Below are 22115 nucleotides of genomic sequence, written 5' to 3' on the forward strand. Positions count from 1 at the left end.
CATTGTTTTTTCGCGTTAAACGCTGTTTTTTGTTTTTCAAGGGTCTATTTTGGGCATTCGTAGAATCCCCTACGGACTACAACCACAGCCTCAGAGAAATCTGAGGCTTTTTTTATCTGCTTTTGTCTAGCAAACTACAAGATTTCTTCTCCTTATTACTTAACACAATTTAACTTTACCATTCCAATAACCACTGCATTAAGAAAAATGTGCCCGCCTGAATGTCATAGTCGGGCAGGCTTTTCCAAAAGCAAAGTCTGAAGTTACAGACCATTCATTAACTTATTTTTTGAAGTATTATATTATCAAAATTATCTGAATGACTCAGTATCAGGCTAATATCATTATCAACTCGATAGTTTCGATTATTAGAAAAGTTCGATATTTGTCCCGTCCACGCTACACTTTCAAAAGCCTCTGATTTTCAGAGGCTTTTGTTTTTTGGCAGAAACTTTAAAAATCCTTTAGCAACCTGATTTTGTGCAGTTTTGCAGGTTCGATTCCCGTTCTATTTTATCAAAAAGGTTGATTCAAATTCCATAAAGACTATTTTTACTTTTGAAAATGTGTTTGTAGTAATGAAAATTTCTAATCCTTTAAGCTTCCTATGGGTACAACCAATACTCCATCAGGTCGTTGATAAGCAACATTGCCACCAGTTAGTACCATTAAAAAAACAGGAGGATTCATTTTTTCAGTATCGACCTTTTGGCTGAGTTTTATTAAATTATTTGCGGATTCTTCTATTTGTTTATTACCTAATTTCACTTCAACTGCTGCCCAATTCCCATTACGAAGTTTTATAATAAGGTCTGCTTCAAGCTCTGTTTTATCTCTATAATGATAAATTTCCCCATCCATAGCTTGTGCATATATCCTCAAATCCCTTGTGCATAAGGACTCAAATAAAAATCCAAAAGTTTTGAAATCCTTTAATATCCCATTGGCATTTGTTCTTAACACAGCAGTAGCAATTGAAGGGTCAACAAACTGTCGTTTATTTGTCGTTCGTATTGCAGTTTTTGATCGCAAAGAAGGCTGCCATGCAGAAACATCTTCTATCACAAAGATTTGTCGAAGAATGTTTAAGTATATATTTAGTGTTTTGTCACTTATTATTGAATGATTTGCTTTTATATCGTCCATTATGGTTTGAGCAGAAGCCATAGTCGAAATATTTCTCGCTAAAGATTGAAGCAATAATCTGATTATCTCTGGATTTTTCTCAAAACCAACAACTCGTTGCACATCTGCGTTTATCACAGATTCAACATAATTTACAGCAATTCTTGTTTTGGAAATTTCGGATTGAACAGCCATTGGCCATCCTCCCCGGCATATTGCATTTGAAATCTGTTCAATCGTTAATGAACTTTTTGCACCAATATTATGATTTCCTTCAAACAAACTTCGTAAAGACACTGTTCCATTAGATTCACCTGATTCAAATAAACTCATTGGCCGCATACGCAATCGGGCAATTCTCCCGGTTCCTGAATGCGATAACAACTTATCATTGGGTGTTACAGAACCAGTTAAAATGAATTGACCGGTTAACATGCGTTTATCAACTGCAAATCTCACAGCATCCCATAAAACTGGAGCCATTTGCCATTCATCTAATAGTAAAGGAGTCTCTCCTTCTAACAAAAGCGAAGGCTTTGTATCTGCCATTGCTAAATATCCAGGTCCAACATCAGGATCCTGTAAATAAATAACAGATTTAGCTACTTGTAAAGATGATAGCGTTTTACCACACCATTTTGCCCCCTCAATTAATACAGCTCCGGAAGAATCAAGCTGTTCCTTCAATAATTTATCACTGATTCGAGGCATGTATTTTACTGCTTTCATTGCTGAAATTTTAAATCAAAAGTACTCATATTCAATGTCAATTCAAAATATTTCCGAAATAAGGCTGCAAATAATTCCGAAATAAGGCTGTAGATAATTCCGGGTATTGGCCACGCAAAGGATCTTATTGAATATTTATAAATTGAAATTCAATTTGAAGTATGATAAAATAGATCCCGGAAATTTTGTTTATGGTTTGAGCCTGGTAACAAATAAGAAGCAAATCTTGTGATATGCTGTGTAGTATAACTGGACAAGCCGACACAATTGACCAGGAAGGGCCGAAATTAATTAACCATACTAGGATGTTCATAATGAATTATTTAAACTGGTCAATTTAAAATGGCCTGGGGTGGTCAGTTTGTCCGGCATTTCCACAATACTGCAGGGAAAACCATTTTTTTTGGATTTACAAATGTTCTTTTCGGCCAATTCGGCCAATTTCTGGCCAATTATTTATTCAGAAAATATTTTGCACCACGCCCTTTAGCATCGTTAAAACTAAAGACTCCTTTTTCAACCAGCTCTATTAATTCAATAGTTGCAGTAGTTTTTTAAATAATATTTACTTCCTGATAAACAGAATTAGTTATTTCATATTGCTCTTTTGTAAATAGAACCGATTTTATTTGCCTTTCATTTAATCCTAATTGCACCAAATAATCCCTATAATGGAAAAACCGAAGATACTTACCAGATATAGCCGAAATTATTTGATCATACTAGGATGTTTATTATGAGTAATTTAAACTAGCAAATGCAAAACGGTCAAGGGTGATCACTTTCAGCATTTTTTCTATATCGTGTGCATCTCACCTGTTTTAGATCAAAACGTCTAGTATCGTTTTACCGAACCAGCACTTTTGCATGTTTTTTGTTGACTGAGCAAAACGTTTTGCTTATTTTTGCATTATGGAAAATCTCAGAAATAAATTCTTACGACTTTTAGGTCAGGTAAATTTTGAGTACCAAAGGTATTTATATAACCAGATAAACTGGAACGACAGACTTGTAATTATCAAAGGACAGCGTGGTGTTGGTAAAACCACTCTTCTTTTGCAGTATATACAAAATGAAATTAAGGGTCTTACAAAGACTCTGTATATTTCACTTGATGATCTGTATTTTTCGACTAACAAACTCTCTAATCTTGTTGAACAATTTACCCTGAATGGAGGCAAAAACCTTTTTATTGACGAAGTTCACAGATATCCTGACTGGTCAATTGAACTTAAAAACATATATGACTTTTATCCTGAATTAAGAATAATTGCGACCGGTTCGTCAGCCATTGCCATTGAAAAAGGAAAAGCAGACCTGAGCAGAAGAGCTTCAGTTTATCATTTACATACACTTTCTTTTCGAGAATACGTTGAAATGTATCATAGTGTAAAGCTTGATAAATTCACTCTTTCTGAACTTGTCAATAAACATGAGCAAAAAGCCATTCAAATAAATAAAAAGATAAAGCCGATTGAATTGTTCAATCAATATCTGAAATTTGGCTCATATCCTTTTGCGGACAGTACCGACCCTTTGTTTTATGATAAGCTGAACGCAATTGTAAACCTTATTATTGATAATGATATTCCTGCAGTAGAAAATATTAGTTATGAAACCAGGATAAAAATTAAAAAGTTACTATTCCTGATTTCTGCAGCAGTTCCATTTAAACCAAATATTGCTGAGCTTAGTCAGAAAGTAGGAACAAGCAGAGATGTGCTGTTAAAATACCTTCATTTATTATCTAATGCAGGAATTATCAATTTACTAACCCAGGAAGGAAGTGCAAGTTCGATTTTGCAAAAACCTGAGAAAATATATATCAACAATCCAACTCTGATGCTTGCCCTTGATGAAAGTGCAAATACAGGAACATTAAGAGAAACTTTCTTTATGAACCAAATTTCTGTCGATAATAAAGTCACCGCTCCAAAAGCAGGGGATTTCTTTGTTCAGGATTTATACACCTTTGAAGTAGGAGGGAAAAGCAAAACTCAAAAACAGATAGCAGGTATTGAAAATGCTTATACTGTAATTGCAGATATTGAATTTGGTCAAGGTAACAGAATTCCTCTCTGGATGTTTGGCTTGCTGTACTAATTCTAAAAATAGGGCACAATATCGTGACCGCCAACTTTCTTTAAACTCAATATTTTGATTCTCTAACATCCAATTATTACTTTTCTGGTATCTCAAAGTTACCTAGTCGCTCCTTAACACAATTTCCTCCTTCTGTTTGTAGTCTGTAGAAATGGGTGTTTTTGAGGGATGGGGACTACAAACAATTGAAAATAAATGAAGCTGCCAGACACAAAAAACTCAGATATTAATCAACAATTTCATTAACTTCGATAAATGGCTGAAGCAGGTGGATTCAAAATAAGAAACCAGAATGCAGTACATTTTATAACGTTTGCCGTTGTGGAGTGGGTTGATGTTTTTACATGGAGAGAGTATAAAGATATTGTTGTTGATAGTTTGAAACATTGTCAGGAACAAAAAGGATTAAATATTCATGCCTGGATTATAATGAGCAATCATGTTCATTTCATTTTATCATCAAAAGAAGGATTCAAACTGAGCAATATTTTAAGAGATTTTAAGAAATTTACTTCCACAGAAGTAACAAAATCAATTGAATCAAGTAAGTATGAAAACAGAAAAAACTGGATCTTGAAGTTATTCAGAGCAGCAGGCCGCAAAAATGTAAGGAATACTAGTTACCAATTCTGGAGGCAGGACAACAAACCCATTGAACTGGATACAAATAAAATGATTGACCAACGACTTGAATATCTTCATAACAACCCGGTTGTTGCAGGAATTGTTGATCGTGCAGAAGATTATTTTATATAGCAGTGCAAGGGATTATTGCGGAATAAAAGGTTTATTGGAAATTGAATTTTTAGATTGATGAGATTAGAAAATACAGAGTTTGGTTTAGTAATCAGGTTTGTAGTCCCTCTGCTACATGGCCAGTGCTACAGACTACAAACAGTGGGGACATCTTACTATTATCTGTAGTTAAATACTCTTCTATAACTTTCCTTTTAAACTCTTCTGAATAGATTTGTCGTACTTCAATTTTAGGTTTCATACAATTGTTATTTATATAAACCTATTTCAGGACAAGACAATTTTGGGCACTATATTCCATGCACAGCTATAAAGCCGTTATGTATTGTCATAAAGAAAATTTTCATAGACATTAGCATTGCTTTTTTTGGTTCAAGCTTTGCTAATGTAGCGGAAATATTCATATATTTGAAAAAATTCAGACTGATAAAAAAATACTCTAGCCTCCTCGATACTATATAGCTTTTTAGCAATTATAATTATAAGGACTCAATCTTTCGTTACATAATTGAGCCTGATTTAATATGTTTATCAACTTAAAGTATAATAATAATAATGAAAAATCTGTTAAAATTCTCGCTGGTTTTATTACTAATTACTAGCGTATCAACATTCTTCCTAAGCTGTGATGATATTGCATTGTCAGACTTAGATGCAACTGTATCTCAAGACAAGACTATTGTACGAGTTAATGACACACTTAAAATCACAATTAATGCAACAACCAGCACTGATGAAGTAGCTTCTGTTACAATCTCAAAAGGTGGAAACCCATTATTAATACCTGCTATTAGTGATAATGAAAATTATAATGAAACACTTAATTATGTAGTTACTGATGGTGATGGTGAAATTGAATTCACAATTACAGTAACTGGAATTAATTATGTTGGTTCAATTGTAAAAACAATTAAAGCCAATGTTGTTAGTGATAATGACATTACATTGGGAGCCAAAACAAGTCCATTGCCAAGTTTTATTAATGGAACCACACTCAAAACATATAATTCAGCTGATGCAGCCTTAAATCAGGAATTAGTGGATATTGTTTATACATACTCAGCCACAGATGGTGCTATTATAGGCGCTCCAAGTGATCCTGCATTTACACTTGCATCATGGACCACAAAAAATGCAACAAAAATTGCTAAAATAAATGAACAGTCACTTTCTGCCGTTGATGGAATATCAGGAACTTCTGTTAAAGGTCTTGTAACTGGCGACCTTATTGGTTATTTAACTGTAGGTGGAACAAAAGGAATTATCGTAGTTAAGAATGTTGTTGTTGGAGATGATGGGAATACCACAATGACTTTTTCAGTGATAAAATAGACGAATTAAAGCTATTATTTCTTGAATAATAACAACTAATCTTTAGTAAAATCCAGATTTATGCATAATAAGTCTGGATTTTTTTTGAATATAAGTCCATATATCTGGGACATGAATGAGTCCAAAAATTAATGGTTGAAAACATGCATATAGCACAGACGAATTAGGGATTTCTTTGCAATTATTAATTTTCAGGTAACTTCCTTTTTAAATTATCGTCAACAGTGTAACCAGATAAAAATACTATTCTGAATAAAATATTATTGCTACTAGCAGTCGTTTTATTGACGTCTCTTTCACTCTTTTCACAAAACATATATAGTTTATGAAGACAAGATCGGTATCTCTCAAAAGAGAAAGACATAATTGTCAATGACAAGAAATACTACAGGAAATATATCAAAAGACAAAATTACAAGGTGTAATCAATATACAGATAGAACTCTTTTTTGTAGATTTAAACTATCTGAGTAATTCAGATTTAATGATGAAATGAGAGAAATGAAGATTCTGATTACAGGAGCAACAGGTTTTTTGGGTGGCTGGGTTTTAGAGAAACTGCAAATGGAATTTGGCTACAACCAAGTTGTGGGCACTGGTCGTAATCAAAGCCGAGCTGATGAACTGATAAAACAAGGTTATAACATCCTAATCGGAGATCTTAAAGATCCTGATTTTGTTAAAAACAGCTTTTCCAATATTACGCATATCGTGCATTGTGCAGCAAAGTCCTCTCCATGGGGAACCTATGATTCCTTTTATGAAGACAACGTACAGACCACTATAAACTTATTGGAAAAAATTCTTACAATTGAAAAGTTTATTTACATTTCAACGCCCAGTGTTTATTTCAATTTTAACGATAGATTAAACATCAAGGAATCTGATCCTTTGCCCAAAAAATTTGTTAACCATTATGCTACAACAAAATATTTAGCTGAGCAGAAAGTGCTGAATTTTGACAAGCCAGATATGATGCGTGTTATTATTCGGCCACGTGCCATTGTGGGTGCCAGAGATACTGTTATCATTCCACGGGTAATTCGTGCATACGAAGCAGGCCGATTAAAAATCATTGGAAATGGAAAAAACATCTGCGACTTTTCTTCTGTTAAAAATATTGCTCAAGCTGTTTTTCTTGCTCTGACTACGGAAAACAACATCAACAAAAAAGTTTTCAATATAACAGATGATCAGCCTGTTGCACTGTGGCCACTATTGCAATCAACATTAAGCAAACTTGGATTCTCGGCAAAGCTGAAGAAAATTAATTACAAACTGGTGTTTACCGTGGCAGCCATCAGTGAATTCATGTCTAAATACTTTAGTAAAAAAGAACCGGTTTTAAGCCGCTATGGAATTGGTGTCTTAAAATATTCCCTCACATTGGATATCACCGAAGCAAAAAAACATTTGAAATACAAACCAATTGTTACAACAGAGAAAAGTATTGATGAATTTGTATATTACTACCATGAACAAAAGGGCTCAAATTCAGATTAAGCTATTTTCAAGTGGCTTTTGCACAGCCAACAAAAAGCATGTTTTTCCCAATGAGTCTTCAGAAAAAATAAAATTCTGTGCTACATGGGCATTGATTCAACACCCTGAATTCGGTAACATTTTATTTGACACGGGTTATAGTAGTCGTTTTTTCTCTGCAACCAAAAGTTTCCCAAATAGAATTTACAGATGGGTTACTCCCGTTTTTCATCAGGAGAATGAATCTTGCATGAATCAACTAAAATCCATTGGAATTAATGCTGAGGATATCCAGCATATTGTGATCTCCCATTTTCATGCAGATCATATTGCAGGATTGCACGATTTTCCTATCTCAAAGTTTTGGTGTTCCCAATTAGCTTTGGATTTTGCCCTAAGTAGAAACAATTTTTCCGGTGTATTGAATGGCGTACTTAAACCCTTAATCCCTAATGATATCAGCAATCGAGCTGCGTTTCCGGAAAAAGAATTTGAAAAAACGAAAATAGCAAAACTTCGTGCTTGGAAATGGACTGAGGATATGTTTTTTATTGATTTGCCCGGACATTATAAAGGGCAATTGGGCTTGTTTCTGAAGGATACGAATTTGGGCGATGTGCTTTTATGTGCAGATGCAGCCTGGGCAAGAAAAACTGTGCAAGAAAAAATTTATCCTTCCAAAATTGTTTCCCTTTTTATCGATAACTATTCGAAACTTACTCAAACTATTGATCAATTAAATGAATTTCACCTGCAACATCCTGATGTTTTAATTATACCAACCCATTGTGATAAGACCATGCTTTTAACCAAATAATTTGAAGTTCAAACTTTCCATATTGCTGCATTACTTTCTTTTTCGTATCCGAAATGATCAGAAAAAGAGCAGGTCTAAACTGGAAAAAATTCAACAAAAAAAACTCCATCGCTTAAGAAGGTTTCTGGCTCAGTCTCCTTTTTACAAGGAGATGGTTCATCAAAATTTCAAACTAAAGGATTTCCCTATCATTAACAAAGAAGTTTTTATTAAAAACTTTGATGACATCAATACAGCTGGGATAGTGAAATCTGAAGCAATGAAAGTGGCCATGCATACTGAGCAAAGTCGCGATTTTTCAGCCTCCATCAAAAATATTACAATTGGTCTTTCGACTGGAACATCAGGAAATAAAGGAATTTTTCTGGCCAATGAAAAAGAAAGAGCCAAATGGGTTGCTGCCATGTTAGATCGGGTGGTTGATTTTAGCCTTAAAAAACGAAAAGTTGCATTTTTCCTTCGTGCTAACTCAAAACTATACGAATCATCAAACTCAAGAATATTGCAGTTTAATTTCTTCGATCTATTGAAAGCTCATGCCGAAAATTTCAATCGTTTAGTTGATTTGAATGCCGATATACTAATTGCACAACCATCAGCTTTGGTAAAAATCGCAAAGTCGTATCTTTCACAACAAATAAAACCGGGTTTTACAAAAGTTATATCGGTAGCGGAAGTACTCGATCAAAGTGATAAGCAATTTCTTGAAAAAGTATTCAATCTAAAGCTTGATGAGGTGTATCAATGTACCGAAGGTTTCCTTGCCAGCAGCTGTTCGCTGGGCAATCTCCATTTTAATGAGGATTTCCTGATTATTGAAAAAGAATATCTTGACGATGAAAAGAAGAGATATCATCCAATAATTACCGATCTTTATCGACACACCCAGCCCGTTATTCGTTATAAACTTGATGATATTCTTATGGAAGGTGAAGCATGCAATTGCGGTAGCTCCTTTGATGTCATCAAGCAAATTGAAGGTCGGGCTGATGATGTTATTAGACTAGAAAATAGTGCTGGAGAGCTGGTTGATATATATCCTGATTTCTTCAGTCGGGCAATTACAATGGCTTCTGATGACATTAGTTATTATGAATTAATTCAAACAGGAAAAGATGTATTAGAACTATTTTTCGAACAAAGCAAGGAAAATCAACATCTAAAAATGCTGATTACAGAAAGCATAGAATCTTTGTTATCGAAATTCAATATCAAACAAATAAAAATTAAGTTTAGCGAAACACAAACCTTAAAGAACGGGGCTAAACTTAGGAGAATAAGAAATGAGTATTTTAAAGCACGTTAAAATTATAGGGATAGGGAAATATTTACCTGAACAAACAATTACTTCTGAAGAATTGGAGAAAAAACTCGGACTACCAAATGGTTGGTCCTTGAAGTTTTCAGGAGTAAAAGAGCGCAGGCATGTAGTTGACGAAACCAATGCTGATTTAGCTGTTCATGCATTAAAGCAAGCCATAAAAAATGCGAATATTAACATAAGCGATATTGACTTACTCATTAGCTCGGCAGCTACTTTCGACTATATTCTTCCCTATCAGGCAGCCTATATTCTAAAATCCTTAAAACAGTCCAATATAGAAATTCCCTCAATGGATATAAACTCATCTTGTTTAAGTTTTGTTTCGGCTTTCGAGGTGGCCACTAGTCTTTTGGATGGGATTAAATACAAACGTATTGCTATTGTAAGTTCCGAAGTATCGTCCAAAGGATTAAATCCTGATCATAAAGAAAGTGCAACGCTTTTTGGAGATGGTGCTGCAGCTGTTATCCTTGAATTGGATAGTGAAAAACAAAGTGGAGTTTATAAATCAATGCTTAAAACCTATCCTGAGGGTTTTAACTATTCAATAATCAAAGGTGGAGGAAATAAGTATTTTTACAAGAACAATCCATACGATGCTGTTTTGCACTCTTTCAGTATGGAAGGTAAAAAATTGCTAAAACTGGCCAAGCGAAAAATTCCAGAATTTTTTTCAGATTTTTTTAGCGATTCAACAATACAATTAGAAGATGTGGATGTTATTGCACCTCATCAGGCTAGCAAAGCTGGAATCGCAATTTTCAATCACCTCTACCCTAATTTTAAGGGATTGCTTTATTCAAATATTGAAACACATGGAAACTGTATTTCGGCTTCAATTCCTATGTGCTTGCATGATGTGATTGAAAAAGGATTATTAAAGCGAGGACAAAATTGTTTAATGACAGGAACAGCAGCAGGTTTTGCCATCGGTGGTGTATTAATTAAATATTAGTTGTTTTGTATAACATCAAGATATTCATCAAACTATTGGTTAATACCTTTTCGTTCAATAAGAGTAGTTTGCGTTTTTTTTCATGGAAACGAATTTTTGCAGTGCTCTTATTTTACCCATTCTTTGCCATCACTTTTGTTATTAACTGGATATTTTTATTATTAGATGAACTCATTTTTCCATCATATAGAAGAATTAAAATTGAAAAAGCTGTATTTATCATAGGCGTTCCACGATCGGCTACCACATACTTATTCAATGTGTTGAGTCAGGATAGCGGGAATTTCCATTGCTTTAAACTATGGGAATTGGTATTTGCACCTGCTATTAGCCAAAAATATGTTTTCAAACTAATTATTTCAATTGATAAGCTCATTGGAAAACCTTTATATAAGCTTTCCATTATTTTTGATCGGATTGTTTTTGGAAAATTCAGAGAAATACATGATATCGGCCTGACAAAACCCGAAGAAGATGAAGTACTGTTTTTATATAACTTTTCCTCTATTTATTTCTATTATTTTTATCCTGAACTCGATGTACTCGATCATTTTCTCTATCACGATTCAATTGTTCCGGAACCAGTAAAGAAAAGAAATATCAATTTCTATTTTCGATGCATTCAGCGTCATAATTATGTTTTTGATCGGCAAGGAAAAAAATATTTTCTTTCAAAAAACCCAACCTTCATTCCTAAAATGGAGTCTATTGCCAAACGATTCGATCAGGCTAAATTCATTTATCCAATTCGTAGTCCATTCCAAACAATTCCTTCGACCATTAGCTTAAATGCCCGTATCTATGCCAATTTCGCAAATCTTCCGGTTGAATATCCTTTTGCAGATAAAACGCGACATATGCTGATTAAATGGTATCAGCAAGCAGATAAGGTGATTCGTGAATTAAGCAATGACCGTACAATTCAAGTTTTTTATCAAGAGCTCATGCTCAAACCAGAAACCGTATTTGCTGATATTTTTCAATTCCTTCAAATTGAAGTTGATTCCAAAGAAGAAATATTCTCTTTGATAAACTTTAACAAGAAAAATTACAGCAGTAAACACCAATATAAAAAGGATATTGGCATTGATAAAAACGAAATTAATTCGGAACTTTCGGAAATCCTGACAAAAGAAATAGTGAAAAAAATATGACTATTTACCTGATCATATTGTTCTTTTTTATGTGGGGATTGCTTCTATCCATCAAATACTTTGGTCATATTTTAGACTTTGTTGCTGAAAAATCAAAAGGTAGAGGAGTTCAAAACGGTTCTTGGAAAACACATTTAGGTGTTGGTCGGAAATCTACTTCACAAATCGAAAGAGCGGCCATTGCACATATCGGTCTTGGAGCAAATGATTCTGATGAAACCATTTACTGGAATGCGTTTACGGACAATAATGGTGATGATCTTCATTCTTCCCACAATTATCAAATAGTTTTTACTGTACAGCCTCAAGTAAAATTTGATAAGAAAGGATTTTGGAGTATTACGGTGTATGGAAATGACAAATTTCTGATACCTAATGAGGATCATAAATATGTTATACATTCCGACAAAAAATTTGAATTAGATAGCAATAATCAGTTCAGCATCTATTTATCTAAAACAAAACCTGAAGAGAATGAGTTCTGGCTGCCTTTAGCTGAAAATGAAGAGAATTTTACTTTAGCTTACAGATGTTATAAAGCGGAAGATGAAATGAAAAATAAGGCATTAACTATTGAATTACCACAAATAATAAAAAATTGACTTTTGGCATAATCATATTATTAATTCTAGCTACTTTCCTTTTGGGTGGGATTGCAGGACTGTTTGTTTCTGTATTATTATATCCTAAATGGGAAATCCAGAAAGTCAAGAGACATATGAAGAAAGAAGGTATTGGCTATGGCGAATGGAAACATGTATCGAAATTTGTAGATCATCATACCAAAGTAATTGTGAAACCCAATTGCGAAACTTTGTATTCCTTAGCCTTCATTCACAAAAAGGATGGACCATATAAATTAACAATGCCTGCATTTGATGCCTATTTCAGTTTTGCCTTTTTAGATGAAAACACAAATGTGCAGGGCTATTTCACGAATACCGATACAATTGAAAACAAGGAAAGTTCATTTCTGATTTATTATGATGAAAATGAAATTTTAGATAAATCCCAAGCTTGTATTATATTAGATTCCAAGTTATGTTGGATTATTGGACGATTTGGTGTTGGTAGTTTGGAAGATATTCCAGAAGTGAATAAAATACAAGAGGCTATTCGATTGGTTAAATTAAACCATTAAACATGCCAACTGAAAAAAGAATTGAGTGTTTAGGTGTTAGCATCAACTATATTGATGTAGGGAAAGGAGATGTGCTTATTTTCTTGCATAATGGTGGTGGATTTTGGCAAATATGGAGCAAACAAATTGAGTATTTCCAGAAAACCCATCGGGTTTTAGCACTGGATTGGCCAGGCTTTGGCGAATCATCAGAATCGAATAAACCTTATTCACTGGATTTCAACACACAAATTCTGAAATGCTTCCTTGATTCGCTGAAAATGTCAAAAGTCACTTTAATAGGAAATTGCATAGGAGCCAGCATCGCTATTAATTTCTCAAATCTATATCCTGAAAGAGTTGATAAACGTGTTTTAATGAATATCTGTCCGGGTGAAAGACTTGTTCGCTTGGGTGTTTTCAGATCATTAATATTTAAAAAGAAATCAGATAAATTTCAGTCCTCCCTAAAAATATTGCTCACTTTTATTGCGACAAAAACCTTTGTTAAAAATAAATTCCCAAAGATATTGTTCGGACAAAATCCTGATAAAAAAAGTCAGCTTTTTGTTAAGTATGAGTATAAAATGAAAGAGGCCAAACAAAACCGTTCACGAACAAATTTGCTATTTACTTCTAATACGTATACGCTAGAACATTTCTTATCAAACAATTCCATTGTCAAAGATTCGCTCTTGCTTTGGGGAGAATTCAACAAAGTAGCCAATGTACAAAGAGAAGGAATTTTTCATCAGACACTTTGTGGGATTGAACAACTGCATATCATAAAAAATAGTGGACATTTATTGATGTATGAATCGGGAAAGGAAGTGAATGACTTAATTGAGGGGTATCTTGATTAACAGCTTAAGCCAAATAAAGAAAATATTAATACTATTTATTTGTTTCTATAAGGTCCCAATTACTTGTAGATATATCAAAAAAATAGGCCTTGCGGAGCATCGCAGGATGCTAATTTATGTAATAAGCTCACATTAAAACGGCTTTCCTTTCAAACAAATCTTTTGAAATCAAGTAGAAATTTGTTTTTGGATAATAGGTGCATTCGCTTAATCTAACTTTCAACATATAGTCCAAACTTTTGCTGCGAATTTTCATATACACCCATGTCGATCGTTTTCTGTATGAGGAGGGAAAAGTATAGGTATCTTTATGACCCCGAATACCAGTTACAATAAAATCTTCCTTTCCATTTTTAATAAAGCAATTAACAATTTGTGGTTGCCAGAATATCTCACCAGCACGCAACATAAAATCCCCATAATCAGCTTTAATTTGATTGGCAAGGCTATATCCTCCAAAATAATTGGTATTATAAAAGCAAAAGATTGTATCATTCTGCTTGCCTATTTTCTGATTGAAATTCAGAGCATCTTCATCACTCTTTATCTGCATAACCGTCATATCCTTATATGCTTTTGACAGTGGAATCGAGATTTGTATATCCTCATTGCATTGAAACGAAGGGAAAACTGTATTGTTTTTCTCCTTATCAATTACAGAGATAAATAGGATTCTTTGAATAGCCAAAAAACCTGCATCGGAAGAGCTATTCACAAAGTCGCTATTCAGGAAATCTTCAACGGTTGAAAATTCTTTAATTTGAATAAATAATTGCTCAGTTTTGTACTGACTTAATGCTTTTAGCGAGATCCTGACATGACTTCCTCTTTTTCCAAAATAATTTTTATACAGTTTACAGGAATCAATTTTAGCCTTTAACATTTTAATATCAGGATGAGGTATTACACCTATACTTTTTCCATTATCAATTTGGATCACTTTTGAAGGTGTAAAGTCTGCATTTGTAAATGCATGATCAGCTGAACTTCCTATTGAATCGATTTCATATCCATCGTGTAATACGATATTACTGTCAATATGTATCTGAGCCTTACTTTCTACCCAATTTATGATACTATCAGAATTAACAATTTGCATTTCATTATTTCCTCTTTCTTCTGACAATATCAGGATGCCCAATAAAATTAAAATAATGACGAAAAAAGGAATACTAACAAAAAGCCGATACCCACTAAACCATTTTTTCAGACTCTTACTTTTTGAGGATGAATTTATTTTATGATCCAATAAATTAGAAGCTTTTAAGCTAACAAGCATATTTGCATGCATTCTGACCTGTTCAGCAAACTGAAGATCATTTCTGAAATACTCTTTAAAAAGTTTAATTTCTTCATTATTTAAACTTTTCTCAAAATATGCATATATAAGTTGATCTTTATTCATTTGGATTGGCCTCTGATTTAATCTTCTCAATAAATGTTTTCCATGCTTTCATGCATCTGTTTAATATAGATTTCGAAGAATTTACATTTGAAATTGAATCGGTTTTGTTTACTATGTCATCATGATTCAAATGGTCAACATGTTTCATACGAATGATTGCGCGACATTTATCATTTAGTAAATCAAATGCTCGCAATGTTAACCTATGGTCAGAAGCCATCTCATCTTCCTCAAATAACTCAATATTAAAATCATTTTTGAAAGTTTCGTTTAGCTCTTTTTTTACAATGGAAGCATATGCAAGAAATTCATTTTTCTTGCGAATATTTTTACGCCAGCTATTGGCTCCAAGATTCTTGCAGATTTTTTTTACATAGGTAATATTGAAGGTCTTGAGATCGCCAGTATTGATCTTTTTTTCGATCAATAGGTATGCGTCATGAATCAATTCCATTGCTTCTTCCTGACTCCATCTGTATCTTCTGAGGTATGACAGAAGTCTTGATCTCCATGATAACATGAAAATACTGCATGCCTGATCTGATTTACCTGAAGCAATCAATTCGCAAACTTCGTCATATCGTTCAAGAGATTTTTTCATTTGTATGATTCATTTACTCTATGTCATACCTAAATAAAACGTAAACACAAGCTCATAAGTATTTGTGTTTACAAAAATTAAAGTTCCGACATATTGAGGAAAAGCAGCTTATTATGAGAAATAAAATCCTTAACGAAAAAAGAATACTTCTCTCTATCTTGTTAATTTGTATTTCTATACTCTGGATTTATGCAGATGAAAAACCCAAAAAAGATAAATCAAGAGTTAGTGAAAAGGCAGATAAAGATTTCAAACTCTATAAATTTAACAAAGCGATTCGCTTGTATAAAAAGGTCTATAATAATATAAACGATAAGCAGGAAAAAGGAAAAATTGCAGAACAATTGGGTATCTGCTTTATGCGTAACAATGAGTATGAAGATGCTGAAAATTGGTTTGAAAAAGCATTTAAAAACGATCCGAATCCTGCGCTATATCTTCAATTGGCTGATGCAGTTAAAAGACAGGGGAATTATAGTCTGGCAAAGGAATACCTGAACAAATACATGCGTGAGTATCCAACTGATTCCAATATCGCAAGCCTGATATCCTATTGCGATTCGGCAGTTATTTGGGAGGCGAATCCAAAAGACATTATAATTGAGAAATTTGTGCTATTGAATACCAAATTCAACGATTTCTCGCCCATGCTTGCCAAAGATAATTCGATATATTTTACATCTGATCGACCAATTCGAGATGGTGCACAAGCATATGCATGGACAGGTTTACCTTATACTGATATTTTTTATTGCAGCTATGATGTTACAACTGAGAAATATGAAAAACCCATCCCTTATGAATTAATAAATACTCCCTTTAATGATGGAGTGATTTGCTTTAACAGTAAAAACAATGAGCTCTATTACACGCAATGTAATGGACGGGATGGAAAACAATATAATTGTCGGATTATGATGATTAAAAAAAGAGGTCAAAAATGGACCGATCCAAAAGTAGCCTCCTTTTGCACAGATACATTTGCCAATTATGGACATCCTACCCTCTCTGAAAATGGAAAGCGCATTTATTTCAGCAGTAACATGCTTGGCGGCTATGGTGAAGAAAAAGAAAATGGGACAAGTCTGAAGACCACCGATTTATATATGTGCAGTTTTGTAAGCAGGGCAAAAACATGGGGCAATCCGATTAACCTGGGAACTGAAATCAATTCAGAAGGAAATGAGCAATTCCCCTATCTTTATAACAATACGCTTTACTTTTCTTCAGATGGTTTACCCGGCATGGGAGGTTTGGATATTTTTTCCAGTGAAAAAGTGAATCAAAACTGGTCAATTCCTGAAAACATGAAAGCACCACTTAACTCGCCAGCAGACGATTTTGGAATTGTGATTGAAAGAGATGGCAATCTGTATGCAGGCTATAAAGGAATGTTTAGTTCAAATCGGAACGGGAGTAAAAGAGATGATATTTATTCCTTTAAAATTCCTCCAATCGTGTTTAATGTCCATGGTCTGATTACGAATGCAAAAAACCAAAAGCTTGAACCGTGTGCTAAGGTATTACTAAGCTATGATGATACAACTTTAACAACAATAGCCGACCAAAATGCCTATTATGAATTTTTAGACATCAGTCCACAAACAACCTTTGTGATATTTGCACAAAAGGATAGCTTTTTTGATAGTAAAAAAATCGCTTTTTCGACTAATGGACTTAAGATGTCAAAGGATTTTGAAATTGATTTGCAAATTACTCCTTTTCCAAGTTATGATGAGATAGTTAAACTGGAAGGAATTTTTTATGATTTAGATTCTTTTAATCTTAGGCCCGAATCTCTGGTTGTACTTGACAGCCTTGCCAATATTCTAATGAAATATCCCAGATTGGTAATTGAACTGGCTGCACATACAGATTGTAGACAAACCTATGCTTATAATAGAGAACTATCACAGAAAAGAGCAAAGGCTTGTGTTGATTATCTCATTTATAAAGGGATAGATGCTAGAAGATTAATAGCGATTGGATATGGTGAAAGCAAATTGGTAAATAATTGTGATTGTGAAAATGGGAAAGGTAATGGCATGGATTGCACAGAAGAAGAACATCAGATAAACAGGCGAACAACCATTGCAATAATTAGGACAGATTTTAATCCAAACGAAGAATAAATATGTAATTTTAACATATGAAAAAGCTGCTGTTTATTTTGCTGTTTATCTTCTTGAGTGCTTCATCTTTTTCTCAACGGCTTCCCTTACACTCCATTTTCTCGGAAAATCTCATGCTTGCAAATCCAGCTTTATGTGGATCATCTGAGAATAATAGAATTTGGATAGATCATCGAAATCAGTGGCTTGGTTTTAATAAAGATAGCAATGAATTTATCGGGCAAGCTCCTATAACGAATGCAATAGCCATCGACCTGAGTTTTGAAAATAAATTCATCAACGGATTTGGAGCTTACTACCTAAATGATAAACTTGGATATAATCAGATTAACGCACTATCGCTTTTATATTCAAAGCGATTTGACATCAAAGAGGATGTAAGTCTTAGGCTCGGCTTTAGTGCTGATTATTATCATCTATCCATAAATGGCAAATGGTTAATGATACAACCTGAGCCTTTGTTTGAAACATATTGTGGCGACAATTTTGATTTGGGTTTGGGATTTTTATTCCAATTTAAAAACTGGGAAATAGGAAGTGGTCTACAGCATATCATCCACGAAGATGTTGTTTATGATACAATTTATCGCACCCAATTTGCTACTACATCAACTTCATTTCTAAGCTACAAACATGAATTTGGAAAATATTCCTATTTTAGCCCAATACTGTTAGTCAAAATGGACAAGGCAAAAGTCATGACTGAAATTGACCTCAAGTTTTCTTTTGAAGACCGTTTCTTTTTTAGTTTGGGGCTTAGACCCATGTCTGCCATTCTTATATCCTCTGGATTTAGGCTTTTCATATCCATTGATTTGCTATTAGCCTATGAGTTGAATATCACAGCAATGCATAACTATTCTAATGGCACTTATGGCGTATTGTTGAGGTATAATTTCTGATTTGATTTCAAATATCATTTTCATCAAAGGCCGCTTACGCCATATGAAAATACCATTGCTACATTATCGATAGAAGTGGTCACTTCAGCCATCTAGAACACTAATTACAATTCATATTGTTTGGTCCTTACTCGTTCACCCTCTTTGTTGTAAAATATCATTTGACCTGTTTTGCGTCCAAATGTTCGCTTTACCTCATGCATTTTTTGGCCATTTTTATGATACTTTATTTCATAAAAGGCTTTCATGACCTCTCTCGATTTATGGCTATTGAGGTCTTCAAAATTGAATGAATCATAGGTCAATTCATATTTCAGATTTCCTGTGCGGTAGTACTTCTTTCTAATACCAATTGGGTAGCCATAAGTTCCATAAAATAAAGAATCCCTGAGCTGACCATTTCTGTAAAAAGCCTTATACTCATCCCTATTCATTTCAATGTCAAATTTTTCCGTGTATTCAAAATAGATGAGTGTATATATTTCGCGAGTTGTTCCGGCTAAAAAATGCTTTTTAACTACATATTCATACGTTACAATGTCAAAATTGAATTTGGAGAAATCAATGGGATCAAATCTTCGTTCCTGAGCTGTTGAAGAAAATACTGTCAAGAGCAATACAAAAGAAAAAAAGCATTTTTTATTTACAATAATCATCCTTGGGATATTTTGGAGAAGCTAAAATACAACTTCCTTATAAATTTGATTCGGGCTGACAAAAAAAAATCTGCTTACAAACAACCTAGGTTTCCCTATTTTTGACGTATAATTTAAACCAAATGAACAAGACCCAAGTAGAACAAATAGCAGAAGCCGCATCGAACAATAAATTAACCTGTCAGGTATTGAATATGGCTGAAATATATGAGGTGATTATTGACAATGAAGCCCGCTTTAAAAGTTTTGAAGCAGCTAAATATGCACTGAAGGCTTTTATTCTTGAAAAACAACATAGTCTGTACGAAAATATGGATTTCGAATTGCCTGATTTGTTTTTTGAACAATTGGAAGAAGAAACAACTGGCTCCTCGAAAGAAGACAAACAAGTAAGTTTAAAGGTGGATAAAAATGAAGATTTTTACGACAGTAAAACATTTCTGGTATTCACAACTCATCACAACGTGTGTAAGGTCCAAAATTTGAAGTTTAGCAGCTTATCTCAAATAATAGATTACTGCGACTTAGAAGCTGGCGAAAGGCCTTTCTACATCACAGGAATTTATCATTATAAAGGTTTTCTTCTTACTGCATTCGAAAACGGCAAAATTGGTAAAATCAGTATGCAGAGTTTTAAAACTGAAACCAATCGAAAAAAACTTAAAACCGTTATCAATGACGAATCTCGATTGGTATTTATAGAACGAATTGATGAGGATATCGATTTGGTTGCCATTAGCGATATTGATAAAGTAGTGCTGTTTAATACCGACCAAATTAATGCAGTGGGTAGTAAAACAACCAAAGGTGTGCAGGTCATGAAATCAAAAGATAGAAGTTTGATGACAAAAGTTAAAAAAGCAAAAGACATGAAATTTGCAGATCCCGAATATTATCGAAAAAGTGAAGGATTAAATGTAGTTGGCTTTTACCTGAAAGAAGGGGATGAAATTTAAAACGCATGCTATTCGGACAAATCATAGAATCGCATTTTGCTGAGATTTCCGAGATTGCACAAATACTTTGGGATAAAGGCTGGGCCGAGGGAAGTGCAGGGAATTATTCCATCTATTTGGGGGAAATCAATTTTGACGATAATTACTTGTTTGGTAAGGGGATATTTAAAAAACTGAATGCAAGTTATCCTTCTTTAGCCAACCATTGCATTTTGCTAAGTGCTGCAGGATCAAGAATGAGAAATGTAGCGAAAAATCCTGAATTGTATACTGGATTGTTGCATATAGCTGAAGATGGTGAAAGTGCAACATTATATAAACACAATCAAAATCCAGATACTATTACACCAACTTCAGAAATGGAGGTTCATTTGGCTTTACATAATAAGGCACAAAGCACCAATTCAACAATGAAAGCCATTCTACATGCCCATGTAACAGAAATTATTGCCATCACCCAGCATGCTCATTTAGCAACCGCAGAAAAGATCAATAGTGCTTTGAAAAACATCCATCCTGAATTTGCTCTTTTTATTCCTGAAGGCATAGCCTATGTGCCATTTATGGAAAGCGGAAACCTGGAAATTGCTCAGCATACACTTCAACTTAGCGAAAACAAAAAAGCCATAATATGGGAAAAGCATGGAATGATTACCCAAGCAAAGGATTTAAACACTGCTTTTGATTTGATGGATTTGGTGGCGAAACAAGCTGGGATTTATTTGAAACTCTAAAGCCATATTAAGTCATTGATTTTCTAAAGAATTGTTTTTATTGTTCGTTAATCAACGTTTTAATGTTGATTTAACGTTCATGAATAAATGCAGTGGCAATCTCCATCTTGGCAAAACCTAATCCCTTTTCTTCTTCCCAACCCCTATTATTGCATTTGAATTTATTTGGAGTTAGCGACTTTGTTTTCTTATTTCTTTTTTAATGGAGTCGGGGTTTTGTCTATTATCAATAATGGTTATTATTTCAATCTCATCTTCATAAATTCTATAAAACAAAGAAGTATGTTTCTCAATTACCATCTTGAACAATCCTTTGTATTCACTTGATTCTATACAGCTCCTTGGGTGAATTGAAATCTGCTCAGTTTTATTCAGAAAAGTTTCTAGATAAGAATTAGCTGATCTTTCAGACCATTCCTCTCGCAAATAACTCAAGATTGATGTTAACTTTTCCTCGGCAATAGGAGATAAATAGACCGGAAGTTTTCTCATTTAACTTTCTTCAAAAAGTCTTCAAGACTTATTCTTTCACCTCTGTTAAGCAGTTCTAATCCTTCTTTAATTTCTTGTTGCTCATACTTTGATAACTCAAACCAGAAATCTTTGGTTTGTATCTTAATAAATTTTGAGATTTTTTCAATTATTGAAGGGTTGTCGAGACTTAAGATAAGCTTAGCTAATTCTATTTTTGTTGCTTGAATATCCATATTACAAATATAATAAAATCGTGATCAAATCTATCGATTATAGAATGACCTTGAGACAGTAGTTGAGAAGGCAACTATTTAAGAGAAATAAATTATGTATTACACCAAATCGCAAGCATCTGCTGGCATCCAATGTGCATCTTTTCCATCCCACTTTACATTGCAACCAATAGGGTTTGTAATCGGGTTACTAATTACTTTACCTTCTACTAATTCAGTCAAAACCTGATCTAAGTCAAATACCTTGGCTTTGGTATAATCC

The 22115-nt window shown here is 33.8% G+C and carries 21 protein-coding genes and 1 pseudogene; 15 read left to right on the top strand and 7 right to left on the bottom strand.

The features are described 5' to 3' along the window. Positions 1–588: 588 nt before the first annotated feature. The gene (locus HOG71_10930) at positions 589–1854 is read right to left on the bottom strand and encodes an ATP-binding protein (protein MBT5991351.1); all 1266 of its coding nucleotides are present in this window, start codon (positions 1852–1854) and stop codon (positions 589–591) included. 912 nt (positions 1855–2766) lie between these two features. Here HOG71_10930 and HOG71_10935 point away from each other — a divergent pair. The 11 genes and pseudogenes from HOG71_10935 (at position 2767) to HOG71_10985 (ending at position 13760) form a co-directional block, all read left to right on the top strand. Beyond that, entirely contained in the window at positions 2767–3957 is a 1191-nt protein-coding gene (locus HOG71_10935) for an AAA family ATPase (GenBank protein MBT5991352.1), read from the top strand. Positions 3958–4212: 255 nt separating this feature from the next. Further along, positions 4213–4771 (top strand): annotated as a pseudogene (locus tag HOG71_10940) (transposase). Positions 4772–5268: 497 nt separating this feature from the next. Then, positions 5269–6045 carry a hypothetical protein gene (locus tag HOG71_10945; protein MBT5991353.1) on the top strand — a complete coding sequence of 259 codons (777 nt, stop codon included), beginning with the start codon at positions 5269–5271 and terminating at the stop codon, positions 6043–6045. A 501-nt stretch (positions 6046–6546) separates the two neighbouring features. Continuing rightward, positions 6547–7548, top strand: coding sequence for an NAD-dependent epimerase/dehydratase family protein (locus HOG71_10950; GenBank protein ID MBT5991354.1), 1002 nt, complete (start codon positions 6547–6549; stop codon positions 7546–7548). After that, positions 7520–8344 carry an MBL fold metallo-hydrolase gene (locus HOG71_10955; GenBank protein MBT5991355.1) on the top strand — a complete coding sequence of 275 codons (825 nt, stop codon included), beginning with the start codon at positions 7520–7522 and terminating at the stop codon, positions 8342–8344. Before HOG71_10950 ends, HOG71_10955 begins: the two co-directional genes overlap by 29 nt. Before the next feature lies 1 nt (position 8345). Then, positions 8346–9650, top strand: coding sequence for an adenylate synthase (locus tag HOG71_10960; protein ID MBT5991356.1), 1305 nt, complete (start codon positions 8346–8348; stop codon positions 9648–9650). After that, on the top strand, positions 9628–10623 hold the full coding sequence (locus HOG71_10965) for a ketoacyl-ACP synthase III (protein ID MBT5991357.1): 996 nt from the start codon (positions 9628–9630) through the stop codon (positions 10621–10623). The genes HOG71_10960 and HOG71_10965 overlap by 23 nt, the downstream gene beginning before the upstream one ends. A gap of 5 nt (positions 10624–10628) precedes the next feature. Continuing rightward, positions 10629–11777: a sulfotransferase gene (locus HOG71_10970; GenBank protein MBT5991358.1), complete on the top strand. Its 1149-nt coding sequence runs from the start codon at positions 10629–10631 to the stop codon at positions 11775–11777. Next, positions 11774–12379 (top strand): DUF1214 domain-containing protein, encoded by a 606-nt coding sequence (locus HOG71_10975; GenBank protein MBT5991359.1) that lies wholly within the window; start codon positions 11774–11776, stop codon positions 12377–12379. Before HOG71_10970 ends, HOG71_10975 begins: the two co-directional genes overlap by 4 nt. Then, on the top strand, positions 12376–12918 hold the full coding sequence (locus HOG71_10980) for a DUF1254 domain-containing protein (protein MBT5991360.1): 543 nt from the start codon (positions 12376–12378) through the stop codon (positions 12916–12918). Before HOG71_10975 ends, HOG71_10980 begins: the two co-directional genes overlap by 4 nt. Before the next feature lie 2 nt (positions 12919–12920). After that, positions 12921–13760 carry an alpha/beta hydrolase gene (locus tag HOG71_10985; GenBank protein MBT5991361.1) on the top strand — a complete coding sequence of 280 codons (840 nt, stop codon included), beginning with the start codon at positions 12921–12923 and terminating at the stop codon, positions 13758–13760. Between the two features lie 127 nt (positions 13761–13887). Here the strand turns inward: HOG71_10985 and HOG71_10990 are convergent, their stop codons facing one another. After that, complete coding sequence (locus HOG71_10990; protein MBT5991362.1) at positions 13888–15165, bottom strand: hypothetical protein; 1278 nt, start codon at positions 15163–15165, stop codon at positions 13888–13890. After that, positions 15158–15766 (bottom strand): sigma-70 family RNA polymerase sigma factor, encoded by a 609-nt coding sequence (locus HOG71_10995; GenBank protein ID MBT5991363.1) that lies wholly within the window; start codon positions 15764–15766, stop codon positions 15158–15160. The genes HOG71_10990 and HOG71_10995 overlap by 8 nt, the downstream gene beginning before the upstream one ends. 113 nt (positions 15767–15879) lie before the next feature. Between HOG71_10995 and HOG71_11000 the strand changes: the two genes are divergently transcribed. Both HOG71_11000 and HOG71_11005 read left to right on the top strand, forming a co-directional pair. Next, a complete protein-coding gene (locus HOG71_11000; GenBank protein MBT5991364.1) occupies positions 15880–17898 on the top strand; it encodes an OmpA family protein in 2019 nt (672 codons plus the stop codon). A 17-nt stretch (positions 17899–17915) separates the two neighbouring features. Then, entirely contained in the window at positions 17916–18800 is an 885-nt protein-coding gene (locus HOG71_11005) for a PorP/SprF family type IX secretion system membrane protein (GenBank protein MBT5991365.1), read from the top strand. Positions 18801–18904: 104 nt separating this feature from the next. Here HOG71_11005 and HOG71_11010 read toward each other — a convergent pair whose 3' ends face one another. Continuing rightward, on the bottom strand, positions 18905–19456 hold the full coding sequence (locus HOG71_11010; GenBank protein MBT5991366.1) for a hypothetical protein: 552 nt from the start codon (positions 19454–19456) through the stop codon (positions 18905–18907). Positions 19457–19578: 122 nt separating this feature from the next. Here HOG71_11010 and HOG71_11015 point away from each other — a divergent pair, with 122 nt between their 5' ends. After that, the gene (locus HOG71_11015) at positions 19579–20412 is read left to right on the top strand and encodes a hypothetical protein (protein MBT5991367.1); all 834 of its coding nucleotides are present in this window, start codon (positions 19579–19581) and stop codon (positions 20410–20412) included. Positions 20413–20417: 5 nt separating this feature from the next. Continuing rightward, complete coding sequence (gene rhaD / locus HOG71_11020; GenBank protein MBT5991368.1) at positions 20418–21146, top strand: rhamnulose-1-phosphate aldolase; 729 nt, start codon at positions 20418–20420, stop codon at positions 21144–21146. 171 nt (positions 21147–21317) lie between these two features. Here the strand turns inward: rhaD and HOG71_11025 are convergent, their stop codons facing one another. The 3 genes from HOG71_11025 to HOG71_11035 all read right to left on the bottom strand — a co-directional run. Continuing rightward, positions 21318–21638: a type II toxin-antitoxin system RelE/ParE family toxin gene (locus tag HOG71_11025; GenBank protein MBT5991369.1), complete on the bottom strand. Its 321-nt coding sequence runs from the start codon at positions 21636–21638 to the stop codon at positions 21318–21320. Continuing rightward, a complete protein-coding gene (locus tag HOG71_11030) occupies positions 21635–21853 on the bottom strand; it encodes a hypothetical protein (protein MBT5991370.1) in 219 nt (72 codons plus the stop codon). Before HOG71_11030 ends, HOG71_11025 begins: the two co-directional genes overlap by 4 nt. 99 nt (positions 21854–21952) lie before the next feature. Beyond that, the coding region (locus tag HOG71_11035) for a thioredoxin family protein (GenBank protein ID MBT5991371.1) at positions 21953–22115 on the bottom strand (163 nt) is incomplete at its 5' end.

It is taken from the genome of Bacteroidota bacterium (genome assembly GCA_018698135.1).
Taxonomy (GTDB): domain Bacteria; phylum Bacteroidota; class Bacteroidia; order CAILMK01; family JAAYUY01; genus JABINZ01.

What these genes read in the sequence shown, in the direction of transcription:
- HOG71_10995 (MBT5991363.1), bottom strand. Translation starts at nt 15,766, where the DNA reads ATGAAAAAATCTCTTGAACGATATGACGAAGTTTGCGAATTGATTGCT.
- HOG71_11025 (MBT5991369.1), bottom strand. Translation starts at nt 21,638, where the DNA reads ATGAGAAAACTTCCGGTCTATTTATCTCCTATTGCCGAGGAAAAGTTA.
- HOG71_10935 (MBT5991352.1), top strand. Translation starts at nt 2,767, where the DNA reads ATGGAAAATCTCAGAAATAAATTCTTACGACTTTTAGGTCAGGTAAAT.
- rhaD (MBT5991368.1), top strand. Translation starts at nt 20,418, where the DNA reads ATGCTATTCGGACAAATCATAGAATCGCATTTTGCTGAGATTTCCGAG.
- HOG71_10945 (MBT5991353.1), top strand. Translation starts at nt 5,269, where the DNA reads ATGAAAAATCTGTTAAAATTCTCGCTGGTTTTATTACTAATTACTAGC.
- HOG71_10965 (MBT5991357.1), top strand. Translation starts at nt 9,628, where the DNA reads ATGAGTATTTTAAAGCACGTTAAAATTATAGGGATAGGGAAATATTTA.
- HOG71_10950 (MBT5991354.1), top strand. Translation starts at nt 6,547, where the DNA reads ATGAAGATTCTGATTACAGGAGCAACAGGTTTTTTGGGTGGCTGGGTT.
- HOG71_11030 (MBT5991370.1), bottom strand. Translation starts at nt 21,853, where the DNA reads ATGGATATTCAAGCAACAAAAATAGAATTAGCTAAGCTTATCTTAAGT.
- HOG71_10955 (MBT5991355.1), top strand. Translation starts at nt 7,520, where the DNA reads ATGAACAAAAGGGCTCAAATTCAGATTAAGCTATTTTCAAGTGGCTTT.
- HOG71_10990 (MBT5991362.1), bottom strand. Translation starts at nt 15,165, where the DNA reads ATGAATAAAGATCAACTTATATATGCATATTTTGAGAAAAGTTTAAAT.
- HOG71_11015 (MBT5991367.1), top strand. Translation starts at nt 19,579, where the DNA reads ATGAACAAGACCCAAGTAGAACAAATAGCAGAAGCCGCATCGAACAAT.
- HOG71_10975 (MBT5991359.1), top strand. Translation starts at nt 11,774, where the DNA reads ATGACTATTTACCTGATCATATTGTTCTTTTTTATGTGGGGATTGCTT.
- HOG71_10930 (MBT5991351.1), bottom strand. Translation starts at nt 1,854, where the DNA reads ATGAAAGCAGTAAAATACATGCCTCGAATCAGTGATAAATTATTGAAG.
- HOG71_10985 (MBT5991361.1), top strand. Translation starts at nt 12,921, where the DNA reads ATGCCAACTGAAAAAAGAATTGAGTGTTTAGGTGTTAGCATCAACTAT.
- HOG71_11000 (MBT5991364.1), top strand. Translation starts at nt 15,880, where the DNA reads ATGAGAAATAAAATCCTTAACGAAAAAAGAATACTTCTCTCTATCTTG.
- HOG71_11005 (MBT5991365.1), top strand. Translation starts at nt 17,916, where the DNA reads ATGAAAAAGCTGCTGTTTATTTTGCTGTTTATCTTCTTGAGTGCTTCA.
- HOG71_11010 (MBT5991366.1), bottom strand. Translation starts at nt 19,456, where the DNA reads ATGATTATTGTAAATAAAAAATGCTTTTTTTCTTTTGTATTGCTCTTG.